Raw genomic sequence first — 21,865 nt, forward strand, 5'->3', positions numbered from 1 at the left:
AGTGGACGAAAAGGCAGCACAGGCGCCAGCGGGCGCTCCCGGCTCGGTGTCTCCGGCCATCGTGGTGATGGGCGTCGCCGGCTGCGGCAAGTCGGCCGTCGGTATTGCGCTGGCGGCCGCGCTGGGCGTTACCTTCATCGAGGGCGACAGGCTGCACCCGCCGGAAAACGTCGCACGCATGGCAAGCGGCGAACCGCTTACCGATCAACTGCGCGAAGGCTGGCTCAACGCGATCGGCGAGCGCATCGCGGAGTCGGTGGGCGGCGGACAGGGCGTGGTTGCCGCCTGCTCGGCACTGAAGCGCAGCTACCGCGAACGGTTGAGCGGCTTCTGCCCGGAAATCGTCTTCCTCTATCTGGAGATCGACCCTGCCACGGCCAGGCAGCGTGTCGGTAACCGCAAGGGCCATTTCATGCCGGCAAGCCTGGTCGACAGCCAGTTCGCCATCCTCGAGCCGCCGGCAGTGGAGGAGCGGGCCTTGTCGCTCGATGCGACGCGCCCGGTCGGTGAGCTCGTCGCTGCCGCGGTCCGCCTGATACCCCGGTCATGAACTTTCATCGTCAGTGCCGATGCCGGTGCTGTCCTGGGCCTCGGTCAGCCGCTGCCGGCGGGATCACGTCAGCATCTGCTCGGGGTAGAGCCTCAGCGCCTCCAGCAGGCGGTCATGCTTGAGCAGGATGTAGTGCGCCTGCACGGCCATGTTCTTGGCGCCATCCCTGGCGGTGTCCGTTGCCGGGGTGACAGACGCCCCCGGCGCCAGCGCGGGGCTGAGCACGGCCCGGTACTCATGTCCGTGCTTGAGCCGGCGCCCGCGACGCCGGACCGCCGATCGGCAGACACAACTTCAGAAATGTTGATTTCGAGGGTCGGACGAAGATATTCGTGTCGCTATTCCATATATGGCGTCAGCACATCTTCGATCCATTTCATGAATGCGCGGACTCGGCGCGACAGATTGCTCCGATGCGCAACGACAAGGGACACGGCGAGCGCCCGGCGACGAAAATCGGGTATGATCTCGACAAGCGCTCCACTCTCCAAGTATCGGCCAATGCCCAAGAGTGGCGCCTGAATCACACCAAGGCCGGCGAGGGCGGCGGCTTCGTAGGTCTGCGCGCTGTTGACGTGTAGCGCACCTGGCAACTGAAGCGTCGCATAGCTGTCGCCGTCCGGATATTCCCATCCATAGGGTCTCGCGCCCAGCACCGTCGAAAAGTGAATTGTCCTATGTTCCTGACGCTGGAGATCTTCCAGCGACCGAGGGACGCCATGGCGCGCCAGATAGGCGGGGCTGGCAGCGTTGGCCATGCGCAACAGGCCCAGTGGGCGGGCAATCAGCGTCTCGTCCCGAATGGGTCCAAGCCGCAATACACAATCGAACCCCTCTTGAACCAGATCGACTTGCCGATCCGTACTCGACACCTCCAGCTCCAACTCGGGGTGCGCCGCCATGAAATCCGGCAAGGCCGGCACGATCGTTGTGCGCGCCACTTCGGTTGGAAGGTCGACCCGCAAACGCCCGCGAAGTGCCACGCGATCGCCGGCGAACATCGAGTGCAGATCATCGACTTCAGCAAGCAGATCGCGGGCACGGGCATGAAATGCGCGTCCGTCTTCCGTCAACCGCACGCTGCGCGTCGTCCGGTGCAGGAGCCTGACACCGAGATCTTCTTCCAGCTTCCGGACCGCCGTTGAGGCTCTCCCCTTTTGGATGCCCAGGCTGTCGGCTGCGCGGGTGAAGCTCCCCATTTCCGCTACCGTTATGAAAATGAGGATGGGTTCGAGATTTTGCATTTTCGTGCCCCGGTATTGTTTCCCGAAAAGAGAACAGTCGGTTCATTTCCTCGGTGTTTATCACGTCTTGGGGGCACAGTAAGCTTGGAACATGGGATATTCCCAATGGAGAATGACAAGTGTCGGAAACCGTGAACCTGCATCAGACACCTGAAACTATGACCTTGCATCGCGCCCTGTGGGTCGGCCGGATAATGAGCGCGTTTGTCGTTATCGCTTTGATGGCAGACGGCACTGTTCAGCTTTTCGCGCCGGCACGGATCGCGAGCATGTTGCAGGAAACCGGGTTCGCGATGGACCTGACCCGTGTCGTGGGTCCGATCATACTCGCCTGCGCCATCCTCTATGCCATCCCGTTCACCGCCGTCCTCGGCGCGATCCTGGTGACTGGCTTTCTGGGAGGTGCCATCTGCGCCCATCTCCGCATCGGTGAGTTGGGGTCGCCGCCGGAAATCATTTCCCTGCTTCTGGGCGCGATGACCTGGGGCGGCCTCTATCTGCGCGATCCCCGTATCCGGGCCATTCTGCCGCTCATCCATTGAACCAACAGGGGCAGCTCTGTCCCTAAACATCAGGAGAAAACACATGTTCTTAGTAATGGGAATCACGGGAAACGTGTGCGGCGCGACGGCAAGGCATTTGCTAGCGCAAGGCAAGAAGGTGCGCGCGCTGGTCCGCGACCGCGAGAAGGCGTTGAGCTGGGCGAACCGGGGCGTGGAGCTCGTTGACGGCGATTGGAACGATTCGGCAGCCATCGAGCGAGCGCTCGAAGGCGTCGAAGGCGCGTTCGTCATGCTGCCCCCTGTCTGGGCGCCTTCGCCCGATTACAAGGAAGCAAAGGGCGTGATTGCAAGCTATGTCGAGGCGCTCACCAAGACAGCGCCGCCGCAAGTGGTTGCGCTTTCGTCTATGGGGGCGAACAGAACCAGCGGGCACGGGGTAATCGCGGCCTTGTCCCTTCTGGAGCAAGGTTTTCGCGACCTGACATCGCCAGTTGCTTTTGTGCGCGCAGGCGGATTCTTCGAGAATTTTCTTTTCGGGTTGCAGGTCGCCCAGGGCGGAACGCTGCCGGCTTTCTACAATCCGACAAACCGGAAATCGACAATGGTCGCGACGAACGACATCGGCGCGGAATTCGCAACGCTTTTGACCGGGCCAATGTGGTCAGGGCAGCGCATCGTCGAGCTTGGTTCGATGGTCAGCGCGGACGACGTCGCCGAGCAATTGGGCGAAGTCCTGAATCTCGACGTGAAAGCCTTTGCAATCCCGCGTGCGGGGTGGGCGGAAGCGCTCGAGCAATTCGGCATCCCGAAGGGCCACAGCGGACCTGCCGAAGAAATGTACGAGGCCGTGAATGCGGGATGGATGGACCTCGGTGTGGCGGGTACGGAGCACGTGGCGGGTACGACGTCCGCACGCGGGTAGGCCAAACTGTATGGGGTTCTCCTGTGATTTCAGGTCTTCGCAACCCGGGATTTGGAGAACTCCCTCTTCAATGGAAGAATCTCATGTCTGTCTGAGCGCGGTCAGCTTGCAGTCGGTGGTTTAGATCTGCGACGTCAGCTCGACCGGAAAATCGTCATTGTCCGCATCGCGCATGGCGGCGAGGCTGCGATTGTCCAGCACCTCGGCGATAGCCTGCCGCACCTCCAGCATCATGTGGCGGACCTGGCAGGTCGCCTCGTCGCAATCCTCGCAGCGCTGATACTGCGTGCGGCTGGCGCAAGGGATCGGCGCCAGCGGCCCGTCAAGCACGCGCACGACATGGCCGATCTTGATTTCGGAGGCCAACCGGGCAAGGCGGTAGCCGCCTTCCTTGCCTTTGCGGCTCTGGACGAAGCCGGCATTGCGCAACTCGCCCAGGATGGCATCGAGGAATTTCTTCGGGATATTGTTGGCCACAGCGATGTCATTGACGAAGGCCAATTGGCCGGCCGGCAGGCCAGACAGATGCACGAGGGCCTTGAGGCCGTATTTGCCTTTTTTTGTCAGCATGCCCAGATCAACCCATAAAAGCCCCAACCACTCGCATCTGCCGACTGTTTGTGTGCAAATAATGACGTCTTCGCCCTGCGATGATGTTTCGCAAACAGCCACCAGATTGCACGTTAGGCATAAACGCGTTGATTCTTTGTAACGTTTTGCACTGAGAAGGCGGATATTCTGCTGATAACCAGGTTTTCGGCGTTCAAAAACGAAAAAAGCCGGCAGGGCGCCGGCTTTTCCGTCTACTCCGCAGATATCGCGGCCTTCAGCGGCTGCCGTAGGTCTGGTCGAGCAGGCCGCCAGCGGCGAAATGCTCTTTCTGTACTTTGTCCCAGCCGCCGAAGACGTCTTCCACCGTCAGCAGCCGGATATCGGGGAAATCGACCTTGTATTTTGCCGCCACAGCGGCGTCGCGGGCTCTGAGGCCGTTGCGGGCGGCGATGTCCTGGCCCTCCGGCGTGTAGAGGAAGTCGAGATAGGTCTTGGCCAGATCGCGCGTGCCGTGCTCGTCGGCAACCTTGTCGACGATCGCGACGGGGAATTCGGCCAGCAGGCTGACCGAAGGCGTGACCTGCTCGAACTTGCCGTCGCCATACTCCTTGCGAATGCCGCGCGTCTCCGACTCGAAGGTGATCAGCACATCACCGATCTCGCGCTGCACGAAGGTGGTGGTCGCGGCGCGGCCGCCGGTGTCGAAAATCGGCACGTTGTTGAACAGCTTGGTGATGAACTCCTTCACCTTGGCGTCGTCGCCCTTGAAGGCCTCCTTGGCGTAGGCGGTGGCCGCCAGATAAGTGTAGCGCGCATTGCCTGATGTCTTCGGGTTGGGGAAGATCACCTGCACGTCGTCGCGCACGAGATCGTTCCAGTCCTTGATATGCTTGGGGTTGCCGGCGCGTACCAGGAAGGACGGCAGCGAATAGAAGGGCGAGGCGTTGTCGGGAAAGTTCTTCTGCCAGTCTGCCGACACGAGGTCCTTCTTGACCAGGAAGTCGATGTCGGTGACCTGGTTGAAGGTAACGACATCGGCGCCAAGGCCCTCGGCGATGGCGCGCGCCTGCGCCGAAGTGCCGGCATGCGACTGGTCGACGGTGACGCCCGGATGCTGAGCGATGAAAGCCTTGTTGACCTGCACGAACAGTTCGCGGCCGACATCATAGGATGCGTTGAGCAGTTTGTCAGCCGACCAGGCCGGGGAGGATGCGAGGAACAGGCCGGCGACGGTGGCAAGCCCGAGGAAAAATCGCTTCATGAAAACAGGCTCCGATGCAATGTGTTTATGGTCGGACCATAGCCGGGGTGCGTGGTGTGCGACGAGGCATGGGTCCGAGGATCAATGCATCGCTTCTAGAAAACCTATCCCCGGAATAGAAGGGTCATAGTTTTTTCTTTCAAGTGCGACTTCGCCTCGGTGGACGCCGATCGTTCCAATTCGTTTGACTGTTCCGAAAAAAGATACACATTGTGTATGCAGGTGTGCTACGGGAGCGACAAGGAGCGCTGCCATGACAAAGACCACACCCGAGACCCACGCCAAGCCTGTCAATCTGCGCATCCGAGAGGATGTGCGCATATTGATCGACCGTGCTGCGAAAATACGCGGGAAGACCCGTTCCGACTTTATGATCGATGCTGCATATCGTGCGGCCGAGGACACGCTGCTCGACCAGGCACTGATCAAGGTGGATCCCGAGAGCTATCGGCACTATCTCGACATCCTCGATGAGACGCCAAGCGGTGAAGGTTTTGCACGCCTTATGAACGTGCCCAGGCCGTGGCAGGGATGATACTATCGGCGCCCGCGCCTCTGGCCGAAAACCACGATCTCGACCTTTTTCGAAGCGGGACGGAAAGTCTCGACCAATGGCTTCGCCTGAGGGCGCGAGCCAACCAGGTCAGCGGCGCGTCGCGTACCTATGTGGTGGCGGAAGACGCGCGCGTTGTCGGTTATTCCTGCCTCTCTTCGGGCGGGCTTGATCTCGCGCAGGCACCCGGCGCCATTCGTCGCAACATGCCTGATCCCATTCCGATGGTCGTGCTCGGGCGTCTTGCCGTCGACGCGGGCTGGCAAGGCAAGGGGCTGGGTGCCGCGCTGCTGCAAGACGCCGTTTTACGGGCAGGTCGCGCCGCGACGATCCTCGGGATTCGCGGGATATTTGTTCATGCCATATCGGATGAGGCGAAAGCCTTTTACGAACACTACGGTTTTGCGGCTTCGCCGAAAAACCCAATGACCTTGGTGCTGTCGCTGAAAGGCGTGACGAAAGGATAGTCGTGTCGCTCGAAGCATGAATTAAGCCGACCGCCATCAGACCGAAACGTTCCGGGGTGCGATGGCAGGCGATGTCTCCTGTGCCGAGTTTTCCCGGGCCTTGCACCGTGGCGCTGTTTGGCATATACAAATGGCATATACAAAAGAGCTGCAACATGCCCCAGAACCGTCATTCAACAACGCCGCCCAAGGAGGCGAAGCTGTTTCGCAACAACCGCAGCCAGGCGGTGCGCATTCCTGTCGAGTTCGAGCTTCCCGGCGAAAAAGTCCTGATCAGCCGGGAAGGCGATCGTCTTGTCATCGAGCCGGTTCGCAAACCTGGCCTCACCGCGTTGCTCGCCCAGTGGGCGAAAGAGCCGCCGCTCGATCCTGAAGACGACTTCCCCGAGATCGACGACACGCCAGTCAAATCCGAGGACATTTTCTAGATGCGGTTCATGCTGGATACGAACATCATCAGCGACATGATCCGAAACCCGGCTGGCAAGGCCGCGAGGGCAATGTCGCGCGAGGGAGATGACGCGGTTTGCACCAGCATCGTGGTCGCCTCGGAATTGCGATATGGCTGCGCCAGGAAGGGATCGGCCAAGCTGCTCAAGAAGGTTGAAGACTTGCTGGCCGAGATTCCTGTCTTGCCGCTCGATGTGCCGGTGGATGCCGAGTATGGCGGACTTCGCGCCGAGCTTGAAGCGGCAGGCCAGACCATTGGCCACAACGATCTTTTTATTGCCGCTCATGCCTGTGCATTGGGCGCCATGCTGGTGACCGCCAACACGGGCGAGTTCAACCGGATCAAAGGCCTGAAGGTCGAGAACTGGCTGGCGTAGCCCTCGACCAGAGGATCAAGCCGCCGGAAAAAGCTTCCAGCGTCCGGGGCGGAACGCCACCCGGCTTTTTTGGGCCGCGGGGTGATCGACCGGCAGTTCGATTTCGACCCGCTGGCGCTCTCCGCCGATCTCAAGCTCGACCCGGCGCGTGCCGGCGACGCGGCGGCTGGCGGCGACCGTGCCGGCGATGCAGCCGCTGCAGCCGTCCAGCAGTTCGACATCATGCGGGCGGAAATAGAGCGTCGCATCGCCCGAGGGCTCGTTGGGCGCGGCAATCCCGATCGGACGGTCGGCGAGCCAGATCTCGCCATTCTCGACCTTGACGGGAAGCGAGCTTGATTCACCGATGAAGCCGTAGACGAAGGGCGAGTTCGGCGTGTCGTAGATATCGTCGGCGGTGCCGACCTGCTCGATGCGGCCCTGGCTCATCACCACAACGCGGTCGGCAAGCTCCAGCGCCTCTTCCTGGTCGTGGGTGACGAAGACGGTGGTGTGGCCGGTGGCGTCATGGATTTCGCGCAGCCAGCGGCGCAATTCCCGGCGCACCTGCGCGTCAAGCGCGCCGAACGGCTCGTCGAGCAGCAGCACCTTGGGCTCGATCGCCATGGCGCGCGCCAGCGCCACGCGCTGCCTCTGGCCGCCGGAGAGCTGCGCCGGATAGCGCTTTTCGAGCCCTGAAAGCTGGACGAGATCCAGAAGCTCGGAGGCGCGACGGCGGATCTCCTGCGCCGGCGGGCGCGACGGTCCGTGCCGGACCTTCAGGCCGAAGCCGATATTGTCCGCCACCGTCATATGCCGGAACAGCGCATAGTGCTGGAAGACAAAGCCGACATTGCGCTCCTGGATCGACTTGTGCGAGGCGTCCTCGTCGCCGAAGAATATCTTTCCCCGTGTCGGCCGCTCCAGCCCGGCAATCAGCCTGAGCAGTGTCGTCTTGCCGGAACCGGACGGTCCCAGCAACGCGATCAGTTCGCCCGACTTGATGTCGAGCGAGACGTCGTGAAGCGCCGGAAACCGGTCAAACTCCTTGCGCACGTTGGCAACGCGAACTTCCATAGTGGTCCCTTTGTCAGTGCCCGCGTGTCGCGGCGATCTCGGCGCCGTAGCGCATCTCGAGAAGTGTTTTCAAGACCAGCGTGACGAGCGCCAGGCCCGCAAGCAATGAAGCGACGGCGAAGGCACCGACGGCGTTGTACTCGTTGTAGAGGATTTCGACATGCAGCGGCATGGTGTTGGTCAGGCCGCGTATGTGACCCGACACCACCGATACCGCGCCGAACTCGCCCATGGCACGCGCATTGCACAGGAGCACGCCGTAGAGCAGCCCCCATTTGACGTTGGGCAAGGTCACGCACCAGAAGGTCTGCCAGCCATTGGCGCCGAGCGAAAGCGCTGCCTCCTCGTCGCCATTGCCTTGTTCCTGCATCAGCGGGATCAACTCGCGGGCGACGAAGGGGAAGGTGACGAAGATTGTGGCCAGCACGATGCCCGGCACGGCAAACAGGATGACGATGCCATGCGCTTTCAGCCAGGTGCCGAGCAGCCCCTGGGCGCCGAACAGAAGCACATAAACGAGGCCCGATATGACCGGCGAGACCGAGAAGGGGAGGTCGATCAGCGTGGTCAGGAAGGCCTTGCCCTTGAACTCGAACTTGGCGATCGCCCAGGCGGCGGAGATGCCGAAGACGATGTTGAGCGGCACCGAGATCGCCGCCACCAGCAGCGTCAGCCGGATCGCCGAGCGCGTGTCGGCACTGCCGAGCGCTTCGGTGTAGGCACCGATGCCCTTGGCGAAGGCTTCGTTGAAGACGATGATCAGCGGCAAGAGCAGGAAAATGCCGAGGAAGGCGAAGGCGACGGCCATCAGAGCCAGGCGCGCAGGGCGGCTTTCCGTGACCGCCGCCGACTGGCTTTCATGATGCGGTTCGTAGGATTTGATCTCCGGGTCAGCCATAGCGCTTGCGGCTCCATGACTGTGCGAGATTGACGACCAAAAGCATGATGAACGACAAAGCGAGCATGATCGCCGCGATCGCGGTTGCCGCCGGATAATTGTATTCCTCCAACCGAATAACGATCAGCAGCGGTGCGATTTCTGATTTGTAGGGCAAGTTGCCGGCGATGAAGATGACCGAGCCATATTCGCCGACGCCACGCGCGAAGGCGAGCGCGAAGCCGGTGACGATGGCCGGCGCCAGGCCCGGAAACAGGATGCGGGTGATGATCTGGAAGCGATTGGCGCCAAGCGTGGCGGCGGCTTCCTCCACTTCCTTGTCGATCTCCTCCATGATCGGCTGCACGGTGCGCACGACGAAGGGCAGGCCAATGAAGATCAGCGCGATGACGATACCGAGCGGCGTATAGGCTACCTTGATGCCGAGCGGCATCAGCAATTTGCCGATCCAGCCGTTCGGCGCGTAGAGCGTGGTCAGCGCGATGCCGGCCACAGCCGTCGGCAGGGCGAAGGGCAGGTCGACCATGGCATCGACGATGCGGCGGCCGGGGAAGCGGTAGCGCACCAGCACCCATGCGACCAGCGTGCCGAAGACGACGTTGACCGCAGCTGCGACGAAGGCGGTGCCGAAGCTGATTCTCAGCGCATTGATGGTGCGGCGATCGGTGGCGATCGCCCAGAATTCAGGCCAGCCAAGGGCGGCCGAGCGCCAGAGCAGCCCGGATAGCGGGATGAGGATAATGAGGGTGAGGTAGGCAAGCGAGAAGCCGAGCGTCAATCCGAAACCCGGAATGACGCTCGGCTGCCTGAATCGCCACCCCGCCTGGGCGGGTGCTGTGGTCATGTCGTCCTGAATATCGACTGCTTACTGGGGCTTGTAGATCTGGTCGAATATACCACCATCGCCGAAATGATAAGGCTGTGCTTTTTTCCAGCCACCAAACTGTGGATCGTCGATGGTTACGAGCTTGATCGGCGGCAGCTTGGCGAGGTCCTCGGCCGGCACCAGATCGGGCTTGGCAGGACGATAATGGTTCTTGGCTATGATCGTCTGCGCTTCTTTGGAATAGAGCCAGCTCAGATAGGCTTCGGCGACCTTGCGCGTGCCCTTGGCATCGACATTGGCGTCGACCACCGCCACCGGCGGTTCTGCCAGGATGGAGGTCGGCGGGTAGACGATGTCGAAATTGTCGGCACCGAACTCGTCGAGCGCCAGATAGGCCTCGTTTTCCCAGGCGATAAGCACATCGCCAAGACCCTTTTGCGCGAAGGTCACGGTCGAGCCGCGCGCGCCGGTGTCGAGCACCGGGGCATTGGCGTAGAGCTTGCCGACAAACTCCTTGGTCTTGGCCTCGTCGCCGCCGTCATTGGCGTTAGCGTAGGCCCAGGCGGCGAGATAGTTCCAGCGCGCGCCGCCGGAAGTTTTCGGATTAGGCGTAATCACCTGGACACCGTCCTTGACGAGGTCGCTCCAGTCGTGAATGCCTTTGGGATTGCCCTTGCGAACGAGGAAGATGATGGTCGAGGTGTAAGGCGCTGAATTGTTTTCGAATTTGGTGCGCCAGTCCGGATTGATCTTCTTCGCCTTCGAGACGATGGCATTAATGTCGCCTTCAAGTGCCAGCGTCACCACATCGGCGTCGAGGCCATCGATCACGGCGCGGGCCTGGGCGCCCGATCCGCCATGCGACTGCTGGACGGTGACCATCTCTCCGGTCTCGGCCTTCCAATGCGCGACGAAAGCTTCGTCATAGGCCTTGTAGAGCTCGCGTGTCGGATCGTAGGACACGTTGAGAATGGTGGTATCGGCAAACGCGAAACCGAGCGTGCCGAACTGGACAGATGTGGCGACCAGTGCGCCGAGCAGTTTCCTGAAATGAGGTTTGGTCATTTCTGCCTCCGTTGAACCCGCGCCAAATCTACCGAATTGGTAGAAATTAGATGCATTCAATGTTGCCTTTTTTGCCCCTCTTGAGAAAATGTTCGACGCCATTTCGCCGTTAGGAGAAATATTTTCCTCTTGCGGCCAAAGGAAGAATCCATGGCCCGGCCACTCAGCCTATCTAGCAAGGGGCGGTGCCGAGGCAAGGTGTGGAATTTGGTCCGGTGCATCAATCGGCGGTGATGGGAAAGTCGAAACGCTGTCTGGCGAACGGTTCGCTTTTCAGCGTGAAGTGCCACCATTCCCTTGCATAGTTCTTGAAGCTGCCAGCGCGCATGGCGTCGACAAGCATCTTGCGGTTTGCCGCCGCTTCACTGGCAAGGCCGCGGTGGGCGGTTTCGCTCATCGGATCAAAGCAGTCGAAGCCGGTACCGAAATCGAGCGTGTCGGTATCAACCGCGCCACAGGCCGGGTTGGGGCTGGACCTGCGGTCCGTCCGGGCGATGGCGACGTCGACGGTCGAGCCTCGTGAATGGGTCGACAGCTCTCCGACATAGCCGTTGGCGATCAGGTCGCTGCGCCTGACCCTCGAATACCATTGCGGATCGGGCGGCCCGCCCTGTTTCGTCCATTCAGCCATATCGGCGACGGCGCGGGCAGGGCGATAGCAATCGAACACGACCAGCGTCAGGCTTTTGGCGACGATCGCCTTCTGCACACGGCCGAGTGCCTGGGCCGCCTGCTCGGTGAGGATGCAGGCCGGCGCGTCATAGCCGTTCACCTTGCGGTGCAGGAAATTGTCCGATCCGGCGTAGCGGATGTCCTGGCGGATCGAAGGGTCGACATCGGCGAGCCGGACAAAGCCGGCGGGCAGGGCGTCGGCGAAAGCGGGGAGGGTGACTGCCGCGATAAGGATTGTTGCTGCCAGTGCTGAGGCTGCTAACGATCGAGGATTGCGCGAGGCACCCCCCTCTGCCCTGCCGGGCATCTCCCCCGCAAGGGGGGAGATTGGCAGCTTTGCCGTTGCGTATTGTCTTTGACAGTTGGCGAAAGCGGAAAGGACATCCGATCTCCCTCCTTGCGGGGGAGATGGCCGGCAGGCCAGAGGGGGGTGCCTCGGAACAGGCATGGGGTGAGTATCCTGCTATTTGCCGAGCGTCCGAAAAGCCAATTCCATGAATCTCTTGGCGCGATCTATTCGACGAACACTTTTACGCTGGCCGCACGTCCCGCGGCGTCGATGACGGTCAGCGTCGAATAGCCGGCGCCGTCGGGCTGCCAGGTCGCGGTGCGGCGACGGTCGATGCCGATGAGTGGCTTGCCGTTGGCCAGCCAGCGGAACGGCGCACGGCCGCCTTGCAGCTTCAGCACCAGCGGCGAGGCGTCGACTGAATTGGTGCCGAGATCGACGCGGGCGCCGTCGGGCGGGAAGATGATGGTCGGCGCGGGTTCGGTCACTGTCGCCTGCACCAGGCCGTCCGACCCGGCGCCGAAGCGGGCGAGCGTCACCGGCAGGTCCTCGCGCCTGGGGCTGAACATGCCGGGCGGTTTGCCCGGCAAGGGGACGGTGGCGAGGCCCGAGCGGACAAAACCCTCGAACAGGATGGGAGCGGCCGAGACATAGCCGGAAAGGCCGGGCACCGCGCCGGCGTCGGGGCGGCCGACCCAGACGCCCAGCACATAGCGACCGTCGAAGCCGACCGACCAGGCGTCGCGGTATCCGTAGGACGTGCCGGTCTTGTAGGCGATGCCGCGCTGCAAGGCACCCTCGGGCGGCTTGACGCCCGACAGTATGTCGATGATCTGCCAGTTGGCCTGACCGTCGAGGATGGTGGCGCTGGTGCGCTCGGCATTGGCAGGCTCGGTGCCATCATGCAGCGTGTGCGTCTTGCCGCCATTGGCGAGCCCTGTGTAGAGCTGGACGAGGTCGCGCAATGTCACCCCGACGCCGCCAAGACCGATGGCCAGGCCCGGGGCTTCGTTGACCGGCAGTATGGGGCTGACGCCGGCCTGGCGGAAGCGCGCCATCAGCCGCGTTGGCCCGACCGCGTCGAGCACGCGGATCGCCGGCACATTGAGCGACAATTGCAGCGCTTGCCGGATGCTGACATCGCCCTGGTAGCCCATATCGAAATTCTTCGGTCGGTAGCCGGAGAAATCGACGGGGCTGTCGTCGATCAGCGTTTCCTGCGCCACCAGGCCCTGTTCGAAGGCCAGACCGTAGATGAAGGGCTTCAGCGTCGAGCCGGGCGAGCGGACGATCTTTGTCATGTCGATCCAGCCGGAGCGGCTGGCGTCGAAGAAATTGGCCGAGCCGACTTCGCCAAGGATGTCGCCGGTGCGGGAGTCGGCCAGCACCATAGCGACCGACAGGCGAGGGCCGAGCTTGGTGGCCGCGTCCCTCGCCACCTGTTCCAGCCCCTCCTGGACGCTCTTGCGGATCGTCAGCTGCAAGGGCTGGCCGGGGACGGCCTTGGGCAACATCGCATAGGCGGCGTGCGGGGCGAGCGCCGGCAGCGTGCGGCGCAGGCCCGCCACATCGTCGAGGGCGGCGCGCGCGGCCTCGCGCTCACCGAGCAGGCCGGAGGACACCATGCGGGTCAGCACCCGGTCGCGGGCGGCGTGGCCGATCTTCAAATTGCGGTCAGGCCGGCGCTTTTCCGGCAGTTGCGGCAGGGCGACGAGCAGGGCGGATTCGGAAACGGTGAGCCGTTTCGGCTCCTTGCCGAAATAGGCGAGCGAGGCGGCGCGCACGCCTTCCAGATTGCCGCCATAAGGCGCCAGCGTCAGGTAGCGTTCGAGGATTTCGCGTTTCGACAATCGCCGCTCGATCTGGATGGCGCGCAGCATCTGCTTGACCTTGGAGCCGAGGCTGCGGCTTTCGCGCGGCTCGATCAGCCGGGCAAGCTGCATCGAAAGCGTCGAGCCGCCGGAGACGATGTGGCCGCTCGTGGCGAACTGGCCGGCGGCGCGGGCCAGCGCCAGCACGTCGACACCTTCATGGTCCCAGAAACGCTTATCTTCGTAGGTGACCAGCATGTCGACGAACTGCTTGTCGACCTGGTCGAGGCGGGTTTCGAGCCGCCAGTAGCCGTCCGGCGTGGCAAAGGCGCGCAACAATTCGCCGTCGCGATCCTGGACTTCGGTGGAGACCGTGAGTTCGGCTGGAAGCGGGGGTGGGAAAGCACGGTCGAGTTCCCAGAGGCTGGCTGCGGAGAGCGCCAAAAGGCAGGCGCCCCCTGCGGCTCCAATAGCGAGTTTGCGAAGTATCTTCATGGCTGGAAAGACGCCCCCTCATCCGGCCGCTTCGCGGCCACCTTCTCCCCGATGGGGAGAAGAGACTGGCGCCGGCGCTGGTCGTCTCCTCTCCCCTCGGGGAGAGGTCGACCGAGCGAAGCGGAGGGCGGGTGAGGGGGCACTTTGCTTATCGCGTCCATCACCATCAGCGCCTTACGGCGCCTTGACCTCCATCATGCCGGTGGCGGTGCGGGCCGAATATTGCGGCCGGTACATGTCCTCCACCGTTGCCGCCGGGTGCGCATAGGTACCCGGCGTCACCGCGCGCACGACATAGGCGAGGGTCAGATTGTGGTCATGGTCGCCGTCGGCCGGGTTGAACGCCGCGACGAAACGGTCGTCGCGGAATTCGAGATGGGCCGCATCGGTCTGCGCCAGCCACGAGAAGTTCGTCAACTGGGCGCTGGACACCAGGCCGGGATTGTCGATCTCGAAGCCGGCCGGCAACAGGTCGGTGACCAGCAGGCGCGACGGCCATGTGTTCTGCTCGTTGACCTTGAGCACGACGACATAGCGTTCGTTCTGCGTCGCCTCGGTGACATTGGCTTCGGTGCCATCGAGCTTGTAGTAGGTGCGGCTGATGGTGAAGCCGTCGCCGCCTGCCGGCAAGGGCTGGACCGGCGACGCCACCGTGGTGACGACGGCCTGCAGCGGGGTCTTGCCGGTGTTGGCGATGGTCAGAGGGCTGTCGGCCAGGTCAGAGCCTTCGACTTGGTTGGAGTAGCCGCCGGAATGCGCCGCGCCATTGACGGTCAGCGTGATCGTTTCATTGCCTTCCCTGAGCGCGCGGGCCGCCAGCAGCATCCAGGATTCGTCCTGGGTGCTGGTCCAGCGGGCTTCGGCGCGTTCCCTGGTCACCAGCTTGATCAACTCCGGCACGATTGTCGGCACCGGCTTGGATTCCGCCGCAAGCGCCAGCATCGCCGCACCATCACGCAGCCGCGAACCGTAGTCGGAGCGGTAGTAGTCGTAGTCGGTGGTGGACTTTGCCAACTGCAAGGCGGTCTTAAAGGTGGCTTCGGCGCGCGGTGTGTCGCCGTAGAGCGCCAGGCTTGCCGCCAGCTGGGCAACGGCCATCGGGCTCGAGAAAGCTTCGAGTTGGGTATCCGCATAGTAGCGCAGGTCGCCGATCGAGGCCTTCTTGTTGCGGGCCAGAACGTAGAGGGCATAGGCGATCTCGCTGCCACGGTCCTGGACGCTCTGGTCGTAGCCGAGCGAGTTCTGCAGATTGCTCAGCGCCTGGTTCATGGCCAGGCTCGGAACGTCGTATTTCTGCTCGCGCGCCCTGGTCAGGAAGTCCGTGACATAGGCATCGAGCCACAGATCGCCGGAGCCCGGGCCCCACAGGCCGAAGCTGCCGCCCGAGGCCTGGTAGCTCAGAACCTTGTAGATGGCGTCCTGGATGCGGCCATGGATATCGGGATCGCTGGCCATGCCGACGCCGGATGCCAACTCATTGACGTAGAGAAGCGGCATGGCGCGGCTGGTGGTCTGCTCGGCGCAACCATAGGGGTAGCGGTCGAGCGTCATCAGCAGCGACGGCACGTCGAAGGCGGCGGCCTGCGAAACGCCGACGCTGACGGAGGCGCCGTTGAGCAGGCTGGCTGCCAGCAGTTCCTTGTCGACGCGCAGCGCTCCGCCATCACCTTTGAGGTCAACCACCAGCCGGGTGGTCACCGGTAATTGCGCCGGGCGCACCGGCACATAGAGCGTCTGCTCGACCTTGGTGCCGTCGGCATGGGCGAGCTTGATGGTGAGCGAGGCATTGCCGGCCGTCTGAGCGATCAGCGGCACAGTCAGCGTCTGGCGCTTGCCCTGGGCGAGCGTCAGCTTCTGGGGCAGGGGCTTGTCGCCGGTCGACAAGTCGCCCGTCGTTTCGATCGAGAACGCATAGTCGCCAACCGGACCATCGGTGTGGGCGACATCGAGGCGCATGACGGCGGCGTCACCAGGCGCCAGGAAGCGCGGCAGGCCGGCGGTGATCACGATGGGATCGCGCACGATGACATCGGACTGGGCGTGGCCGACCGCATCCTTGGTCCAGGCGACGGCCATGACGCGCACGGTGCCGTTGAACTGCGGTATGTCGAAGTCGACCCGCGCCTTGCCGTCGGCATCGAGCTCGACGATACCGGAGAAGAAGGCGACCAGCTTTTCGGTCGGCGGGCTGCCTTGCGCCTGCATGTTGGCGCCGTCGCCGCCGGTCCTGAGCTTGCCGGTGTTGCCAAGCGAGCCGTCGATCAGGCGGCCGTATATGTCGCGGATTTCCATGCCTAGCATGCGCTGGCCGAAGAACCAGTTCTCCGGGTCCGGTACCTTGTAGTTGGTCAGGTTGAGGATGCCGACGTCGACGGCGGCAACCATGACGTAGGCATTGCTTCCCGGCTGCACGCCGGCGACCGAAACCGGGATCGACAGCTGTTGGCGCGGCATGGTCTTGTCCGGCGGCGTCAAGGTGACGGCCAGCTTCTTCGAGCCCGGATCGACCTTCAGCCATTTCACGCCGATGGCGCGCGCCGGCATGCGCGTTTCCTGCGCCTCGCCCGGCCGGAACAGGGTTGCGGTGACATAGGCGCCGGCGCCCCAGTCGTCGCCGACCGGTATGTCGACAGTGCTGCCGCCGGCCGGCACTGATGCCGTGACGGTCTTCAACAGCTTGTCGGAGCCGATGTTGATGAGAAGTTCGCCGCCAAAGTGCGGCGAGACTTTCAGCTTGGCCACTTCGCCGGCGGCATAGTTGTCCTTGTCGAGTGCGATTTCGAGGCCGTCAGGCGTTTCGGTGGTGGTCGAGGAGACATACCAGCCGGCATCGAACTCGTAGCTGGTTGCCGGTCCCTCGGGATCCGATGTCTCGACCTCAAGCCGATACTGGCCCCAGTCGACCGGCAGGGAGACGGTCGCGTCGCCGTCGGCGCTGAGGTCGACCTGGCCGTTAGCGATCGACTTGGTGAAGGTCACCGGCTCGTAGTTCCAGGAATTGTTGGAGCGGTACCACTGGTAATTGCGCTCGATTTTGACCAGCGTCCACTGCGCGCCTTTCAGCGCCTCGCGCTTGCCGTCGGGATCGACGGCGATCAGGCTGAACTTGGCGGTGCCGCCCTGCGGCACCTCATTGTCGGCGAAATCCGGACGGATGCCGATCATATGGCCTTGCGGGCGGATCCCGATGTTGAGCGAACGCTCGATGGCGCGGCCGCCGGTTTCGCGCATCCTCACCGTCACCTTGGCGTCGACCAGCTTGGTGGTCGAGGGCAGTTGCTCGACGGAGACCGGGAAGGTCGCCTTGCCGTCATCGCCAACCACCGGCAGATCGGCCAGGGGAGTGACCGTGGGTTCGGCGGACTGCTCGTCGGCGAGACCGAAGGAAAAGCCCTGGAAGCGGTCCCAGTCGCGCGACGTCGACAGCGTCAGCTCGCCTTCCAGCGCCAGGCCCGCCGCCGGCGCGCCATAGAGGAAGCGGCCGTCAATGTCGATATTGGCGGTTTCGCCCAGGGCGATTTCCTGCTTGTCGGCCTTCATGTCGAATTCGATGCGATCCGGTACGAAATCCTCGACCAGGAACATGTGGCTGGCCACCGCCGGCTGCTTGGGATCGGTGTAGATCGACACCGACCAGGTACCGCGCATGGCGTTGGGTTCGAGCGGCAGGTCGACGGCATGGCCGCCCGCGGATGCGCCGTCACTGACGATACGGCGGTTTTCGACACCGTCGGGGCGCGAGAAGATGAAGGTCAGCGGCAGGTTCTCGACTGCCTTGGCGGCGCCGTCGCGAGCAAGGGCCGCGACATGAACATCCTCGCCGGCGCGGTAGATACCGCGTTCGGTCCAGGCATAGACGTCAAGCGCACCGGGCGCCGCGCGCCCGGTGACGCCGCGGTCGGACAGATCGAAGCCGGCCCGGCCCATGTCGAGGAAGACGAAATCATTGTCGCCCTGCTTGGCCATCAGCACGGCCGGCACCATGCCGCCGTCGCCGCGCGTCAGGCCGGGGTTGAAGACGGCATGGCCGTCAGCATCCGATGTCGCCGTGCCGAGAACCTCATTGTTCCTGGCAACCAGGGTCAGTTCGGCGCCTGCTATCGGCTTGGCACTGCCCAGCGAACGGGCAAAGACATTGAGCCCGTCCTGGCCGGTATAAGTCGACAGGCCGATGTCGGAGACGACGAACCATTGCGTGGCCATCGAATTGTAGTCGTCGCTCTTGTCGTTGACGGCCTGGGCGGTCAGCACGTAAACGCCGGGCTTGCGCTGCGGCACCGCCTCGTCGACCGGGAAGGAGGTGGTGACCTCCTTGTTGAGATCATTGGCGATGTCGAGCTGGCCTTGCCAGACCGGCGCGCCCATCTGCTCGGAAATGTTGGAGATGTCATAGCCGTCGAGCTGGTGCAGGAACTGGTAGCCCGACAGAAGCTGGGCCAACGAACGGTCGCCGATGCGGTAGAGCTTCATTTCGGCGGCGTTCATGTTGACGGTGACGATCGGAATGCCGCGGCGCGCGCCGGCCGGCAGCACGAAGCTGTCACCCGTGAAGCGGGCGGACGGTGCGCGGTCCTGCACATAGATCGACAGCACCACGGGTGCCGCGGTCACTTCGCCGATTGCCGCCGGCAGGCCGGCGCGGAAGGTGACGTCGTAGTGCTGGCCATGCTCCAGTCCTTCGACGCAGATTTGCTTGTCCTTGGCCTCGACGCCCTTGGGTGGCGCGTTGTCGACGGTGACGAACTGCGCGTAGTCGACGCCGGTCTTGACCAGATCCTCGGAGAATTGCGCGCAGATGCGCGGCGCGCTGGTGTCGGCGTCGACGGTATGGTCGATCACGCGAAAACCCTTGCGGGCCTTGAGATCGGCATAGTCGGCCTGGACCGCCGGCGAAGGGTTCAGCGCAAGGCTGGCCTCATAGGCCTGCAGCGCCGGCCGGTAGAGATCGCGCTTGTCGAGCCCATTGCCGAGCAGCGCCAGCACTTCGGCGCGCGTCTTGGTGGTGCGCAGCAATTTATAGGCATTGAAAGCGGCCGACGTGCCGTTCGCCGGCAAAGTGGATGCTTCGGAGGTGCTTGCGGCGGGCTGAACGGCCAGCGTTTCACGCGCCAGGTTGAGCCAGAGCTGGCCATCATCGGGCAGCACCGAGACCGCGGCCTCGTATTTCAGCATGGCGGAGCGGTGATCGCCGGTCAGCACGGCCTGTTCGGCGGCGTTAAGCAAGGCAGCCATGCCTTCTGTCGGTCTATCATAGGCCGGGCCGAGCAGCTTGTTGCGGTATTGCTGGGCCTGATCGGCCATCCAGTTGGGGAAGAAAGCGAGTTCCGGCGGCGCGCCGATATCAGGATCGCCATCGATGTTGACGACCTTGCCCGCGACCGCGCCGTTGAAGGTTTTCAACTGGTTGTAGTCGGATTTGAGGAAGCACCATTTGGCTTTTTTGTTGTAGGTGAAGGCGCGGCAGGCCGGGTCTCCCAGGCACGTCGTCTTGCACTGGTCGATTGTCACATTCTGGTCGGACCTGAGATCAAAGCCGAAATAGTCGGAATTGTCCGTTGTCGCTATTCGCCGGGCCTCGGCCGCTTGCGCGGCGCTGCTCCAGGCCAGGACATTGGCCCAGGCGAAAAACAGAAGAATCAGGATAGACAGACCACGAGCCGCGCGCATTGCCATAACACCCCTCCAGACACAGCTGACGTCCGGGCATGATCAAGCTTCAGTCAGGCTTGTCAACACAAGGACGCGGCAGGGTTCCGCCTGCCAGCGGTTTCCTTTCCGGCCGATGACCGGTAGTACCTCCATAGGACAGGGGATCACGCATTCTTGCGGCGACGCAAAAGGTGTGAATTCCAAGCCCGCCCTATTTCAGACAATTGGATTGTGGCCCCTTTACGAGCGCTTCAGAACTTCATTCCAATTTTAGTTTTGTAATCTAGGTTGTCTTAATGCCGGCGCATGAAGAGCAGATGTCAGGAGGTCGCGCGCCAGGGCGTGCGCTTCCGCGCGCCCTGCTGCTGGCCATGATGTGCTCGACCGTGCTCGTCGCCGAATCGCGCCCGGCGGCCGCTTTCGAGCTTTTCGGCATCAAGCTGTGGGGATCGTCCAGCGACGAGGATGCAGATATCGTCGATCCCCTGCGCTACGCCGTGACCATCAATGCCCCCGACGCCGACAAGGATCTGGTCAAGAAGCTCGAAAATGCCTCGGCGCTGAAGAGTGACGAGGAGCGTCCGGTTTCAGGCTCGCTCGGGCTGATGGCCAAGGCGCGCAGCGACCGCGAACAGCTTGTCGCCGCGCTTTATGCCGATGCCCGTTACGAAGGCGTCGTCACCGTCACCATAGACGGCAAGCCGCTCGACGATTTGCCGCCGGATGCCGAATTCAAGGGCCCCCAGCCGATTCCGGTGGTTGTCGATGTCGCCAGCGGGCCGAAATTCACCTTGGGCAATATCAGGCTGCAAGGCGACGCGGCAGGACTGATGAGCGCCGATTATGGCCTGATATCAGGCGGCGACGCCGGATCCGGCGCGGTGCTCAAGGCCGAGGCGCTGATCGTGCGGACGCTGAAGGAGCAAGGCAGACCGCTGGCGGAGGTGACGGACCGCCAGATCGTCGCCGACCATGCGACCTCGACGCTCGACGTGACGCTGACGGTCGCCGCCGGACCGGTCGCCGGCTACGGCCCGACCACGGTGGAAGGCACCGAAAAGGTCGACCGCGACTTCACCGAATACATGACCGGCCTCAAGCGCGGCCGGCAATACTCGCCGCAAGAAATCGACGACGCGCGCGACCGGCTGCTGGCGCTCGAGGTCTTCAACAGCGTGACGTTCAAGGAAGCCGACACGCTCGATGCCGACGGCAACATTCCGATCGGCGTCCAGGTCAGCGAGCGCAAGCCACGCTATTTCGGCATCGGCGGCACCTTCTCCAACACCGAGGGGCTGGGCCTGGAAGGTTATTGGGGCCACCGCAATTTGTTCGGCCGGGCCGAGAAGCTGCGCATCGAGGGCAAGATCAGCGGCATCGGCAGCAACGATCTCGGCGAACTCAACTACAATGCCGGCATCATGTTCGAGAAGCCGGGCGTGATCGGGCCGGCATCCAAGTTCTTCGCCAGCGTCAAGACGGTGCTCGAACATCCTGACGCCTACGACCATTTCTCGGTCAAGGGCAGCACCGGCCTGTCCTACGAACTGACCAAGAAGCAGACGGTTTCGGCGGAAGTGGCGCTCGACTATTCCCGCATCCACGATGCTTTCGGCAAGCACAAATACCTGATCGCCAGCATTCCGCTGCAATATGTCTACGACAACCGGGACAACCGGCTGAACCCGACAAGCGGCTTCCGGGTGCTGGCCTATGCCGAGCCCAGCTACGACATTTTGAGCGGTGCGGCGTTCCTGAAACTGAGAGGCGAAGGGTCGGCCTATCAGTCGCTGGATTCGGCTTCGAAGTTCGTCCTGGCCGAACGTGTCGCTATCGGTTCGATCGTCGGCACCAGCCTCGAACATGTGCCGGCCGACCGGCGCTTTTATTCCGGGGGCGGCGGTTCGGTGCGCGGCTATGCCTATCAGGGCATCGGACCCAAGGACTTCACCGGCCAGCCGATCGGCGGCCTGTCATTCTTCGAAACCTCGGTCGAGATGCGCATCGCCATCACCGACACGATCGGCATCGTGCCGTTCGTCGATGCCGGCACCGTGTCGACCAAGTCGGTCCCCGATTTCGCCGACGTCAAGGTCGGCGCCGGCGTCGGCCTGCGCTATGTCACGCCGTTCGGGCCACTGCGCATCGATGCCGCCGTGCCGCTCAACCGCGATCCGGGTGACCCGCATTTCGGCATCTATGCCGGCATCGGACAGGCATTCTGA

19 protein-coding genes are annotated in these 21,865 nt (G+C 63.0%); 8 read left to right on the plus strand and 11 right to left on the minus strand.

Translation table 11 applies throughout. From position 1 onward, the window contains the following. Position 1: 1 nt before the first annotated feature. Positions 2 to 550: a gluconokinase gene (locus tag NKK51_RS05700; protein ID WP_352551687.1), complete on the plus strand. Its 549-nt coding sequence runs from the start codon at positions 2 to 4 to the stop codon at positions 548 to 550. 63 nt (positions 551 to 613) lie between these two features. Here NKK51_RS05700 and NKK51_RS05705 read toward each other — a convergent pair whose 3' ends face one another. Both NKK51_RS05705 and NKK51_RS05710 read right to left on the minus strand, forming a co-directional pair. Beyond that, positions 614 to 775, minus strand: coding sequence for a hypothetical protein (locus NKK51_RS05705; RefSeq protein ID WP_352551689.1), 162 nt, complete (start codon positions 773 to 775; stop codon positions 614 to 616). 113 nt (positions 776 to 888) lie between these two features. Beyond that, positions 889 to 1,794, minus strand: coding sequence for a LysR family transcriptional regulator (locus NKK51_RS05710; RefSeq protein WP_127295468.1), 906 nt, complete (start codon positions 1,792 to 1,794; stop codon positions 889 to 891). Positions 1,795 to 1,913: 119 nt separating this feature from the next. Between NKK51_RS05710 and NKK51_RS05715 the strand changes: the two genes are divergently transcribed. Both NKK51_RS05715 and NKK51_RS05720 read left to right on the plus strand, forming a co-directional pair. Beyond that, complete coding sequence (locus NKK51_RS05715) at positions 1,914 to 2,336, plus strand: DoxX family protein (RefSeq protein ID WP_352551691.1); 423 nt, start codon at positions 1,914 to 1,916, stop codon at positions 2,334 to 2,336. Positions 2,337 to 2,379: 43 nt separating this feature from the next. Continuing rightward, positions 2,380 to 3,219 (plus strand): NmrA family NAD(P)-binding protein, encoded by an 840-nt coding sequence (locus NKK51_RS05720; RefSeq protein ID WP_502902446.1) that lies wholly within the window; start codon positions 2,380 to 2,382, stop codon positions 3,217 to 3,219. A gap of 120 nt (positions 3,220 to 3,339) precedes the next feature. Here the strand turns inward: NKK51_RS05720 and NKK51_RS05725 are convergent, their stop codons facing one another. Together NKK51_RS05725 and NKK51_RS05730 are read right to left on the minus strand one after the other, a co-directional pair. Beyond that, positions 3,340 to 3,789: an RrF2 family transcriptional regulator gene (locus tag NKK51_RS05725; RefSeq protein WP_023813227.1), complete on the minus strand. Its 450-nt coding sequence runs from the start codon at positions 3,787 to 3,789 to the stop codon at positions 3,340 to 3,342. 256 nt (positions 3,790 to 4,045) lie between these two features. After that, positions 4,046 to 5,032: a sulfate ABC transporter substrate-binding protein gene (locus tag NKK51_RS05730; RefSeq protein WP_352551694.1), complete on the minus strand. Its 987-nt coding sequence runs from the start codon at positions 5,030 to 5,032 to the stop codon at positions 4,046 to 4,048. 253 nt (positions 5,033 to 5,285) lie between these two features. Here NKK51_RS05730 and NKK51_RS05735 point away from each other — a divergent pair, with 253 nt between their 5' ends. The 4 genes from NKK51_RS05735 (at position 5,286) to NKK51_RS05750 (ending at position 6,879) form a co-directional block, all read left to right on the plus strand. Next, complete coding sequence (locus tag NKK51_RS05735; RefSeq protein ID WP_023813225.1) at positions 5,286 to 5,567, plus strand: type II toxin-antitoxin system TacA family antitoxin; 282 nt, start codon at positions 5,286 to 5,288, stop codon at positions 5,565 to 5,567. Beyond that, positions 5,567 to 6,052, plus strand: coding sequence for a GNAT family N-acetyltransferase (locus tag NKK51_RS05740; protein WP_128303536.1), 486 nt, complete (start codon positions 5,567 to 5,569; stop codon positions 6,050 to 6,052). The genes NKK51_RS05735 and NKK51_RS05740 overlap by 1 nt, the downstream gene beginning before the upstream one ends. 155 nt (positions 6,053 to 6,207) lie before the next feature. Then, the gene (locus tag NKK51_RS05745; protein ID WP_023813223.1) at positions 6,208 to 6,480 is read left to right on the plus strand and encodes an AbrB/MazE/SpoVT family DNA-binding domain-containing protein; all 273 of its coding nucleotides are present in this window, start codon (positions 6,208 to 6,210) and stop codon (positions 6,478 to 6,480) included. After that, entirely contained in the window at positions 6,481 to 6,879 is a 399-nt protein-coding gene (locus NKK51_RS05750; protein ID WP_352551696.1) for a type II toxin-antitoxin system VapC family toxin, read from the plus strand. Between the two features lie 15 nt (positions 6,880 to 6,894). On the opposite strand, the gene NKK51_RS05755 is transcribed toward NKK51_RS05750, so the two are convergent. From NKK51_RS05755 to NKK51_RS05785, 7 genes are all read right to left on the minus strand, one after another. Continuing rightward, a complete protein-coding gene (locus NKK51_RS05755; RefSeq protein WP_023813221.1) occupies positions 6,895 to 7,935 on the minus strand; it encodes a sulfate/molybdate ABC transporter ATP-binding protein in 1,041 nt (346 codons plus the stop codon). A gap of 13 nt (positions 7,936 to 7,948) precedes the next feature. Continuing rightward, positions 7,949 to 8,833, minus strand: coding sequence for a sulfate ABC transporter permease subunit CysW (gene cysW, locus NKK51_RS05760; protein WP_352551697.1), 885 nt, complete (start codon positions 8,831 to 8,833; stop codon positions 7,949 to 7,951). Then, on the minus strand, positions 8,826 to 9,677 hold the full coding sequence (cysT, locus tag NKK51_RS05765) for a sulfate ABC transporter permease subunit CysT (RefSeq protein ID WP_013530875.1): 852 nt from the start codon (positions 9,675 to 9,677) through the stop codon (positions 8,826 to 8,828). The genes cysW and cysT overlap by 8 nt, the downstream gene beginning before the upstream one ends. Positions 9,678 to 9,698: 21 nt before the next feature. Next, positions 9,699 to 10,724: a sulfate ABC transporter substrate-binding protein gene (locus NKK51_RS05770; protein WP_352551699.1), complete on the minus strand. Its 1,026-nt coding sequence runs from the start codon at positions 10,722 to 10,724 to the stop codon at positions 9,699 to 9,701. 220 nt (positions 10,725 to 10,944) lie between these two features. Continuing rightward, the gene (locus tag NKK51_RS05775; RefSeq protein WP_352551700.1) at positions 10,945 to 11,703 is read right to left on the minus strand and encodes a M15 family metallopeptidase; all 759 of its coding nucleotides are present in this window, start codon (positions 11,701 to 11,703) and stop codon (positions 10,945 to 10,947) included. A 206-nt stretch (positions 11,704 to 11,909) separates the two neighbouring features. Further along, entirely contained in the window at positions 11,910 to 13,991 is a 2,082-nt protein-coding gene (pbpC, locus tag NKK51_RS05780; protein WP_352551702.1) for a penicillin-binding protein 1C, read from the minus strand. Between the two features lie 174 nt (positions 13,992 to 14,165). Further along, positions 14,166 to 19,664 (minus strand): alpha-2-macroglobulin family protein, encoded by a 5,499-nt coding sequence (locus tag NKK51_RS05785; RefSeq protein WP_352551703.1) that lies wholly within the window; start codon positions 19,662 to 19,664, stop codon positions 14,166 to 14,168. Positions 19,665 to 19,936: 272 nt separating this feature from the next. On the opposite strand from NKK51_RS05785, the gene NKK51_RS05790 reads away from it, so the two are divergent. Beyond that, complete coding sequence (locus NKK51_RS05790) at positions 19,937 to 21,865, plus strand: autotransporter assembly complex protein TamA (RefSeq protein WP_352551705.1); 1,929 nt, start codon at positions 19,937 to 19,939, stop codon at positions 21,863 to 21,865.

This window comes from Mesorhizobium sp. M0011 (assembly GCF_040324155.1).
Classification (GTDB): domain Bacteria; phylum Pseudomonadota; class Alphaproteobacteria; order Rhizobiales; family Rhizobiaceae; genus Mesorhizobium.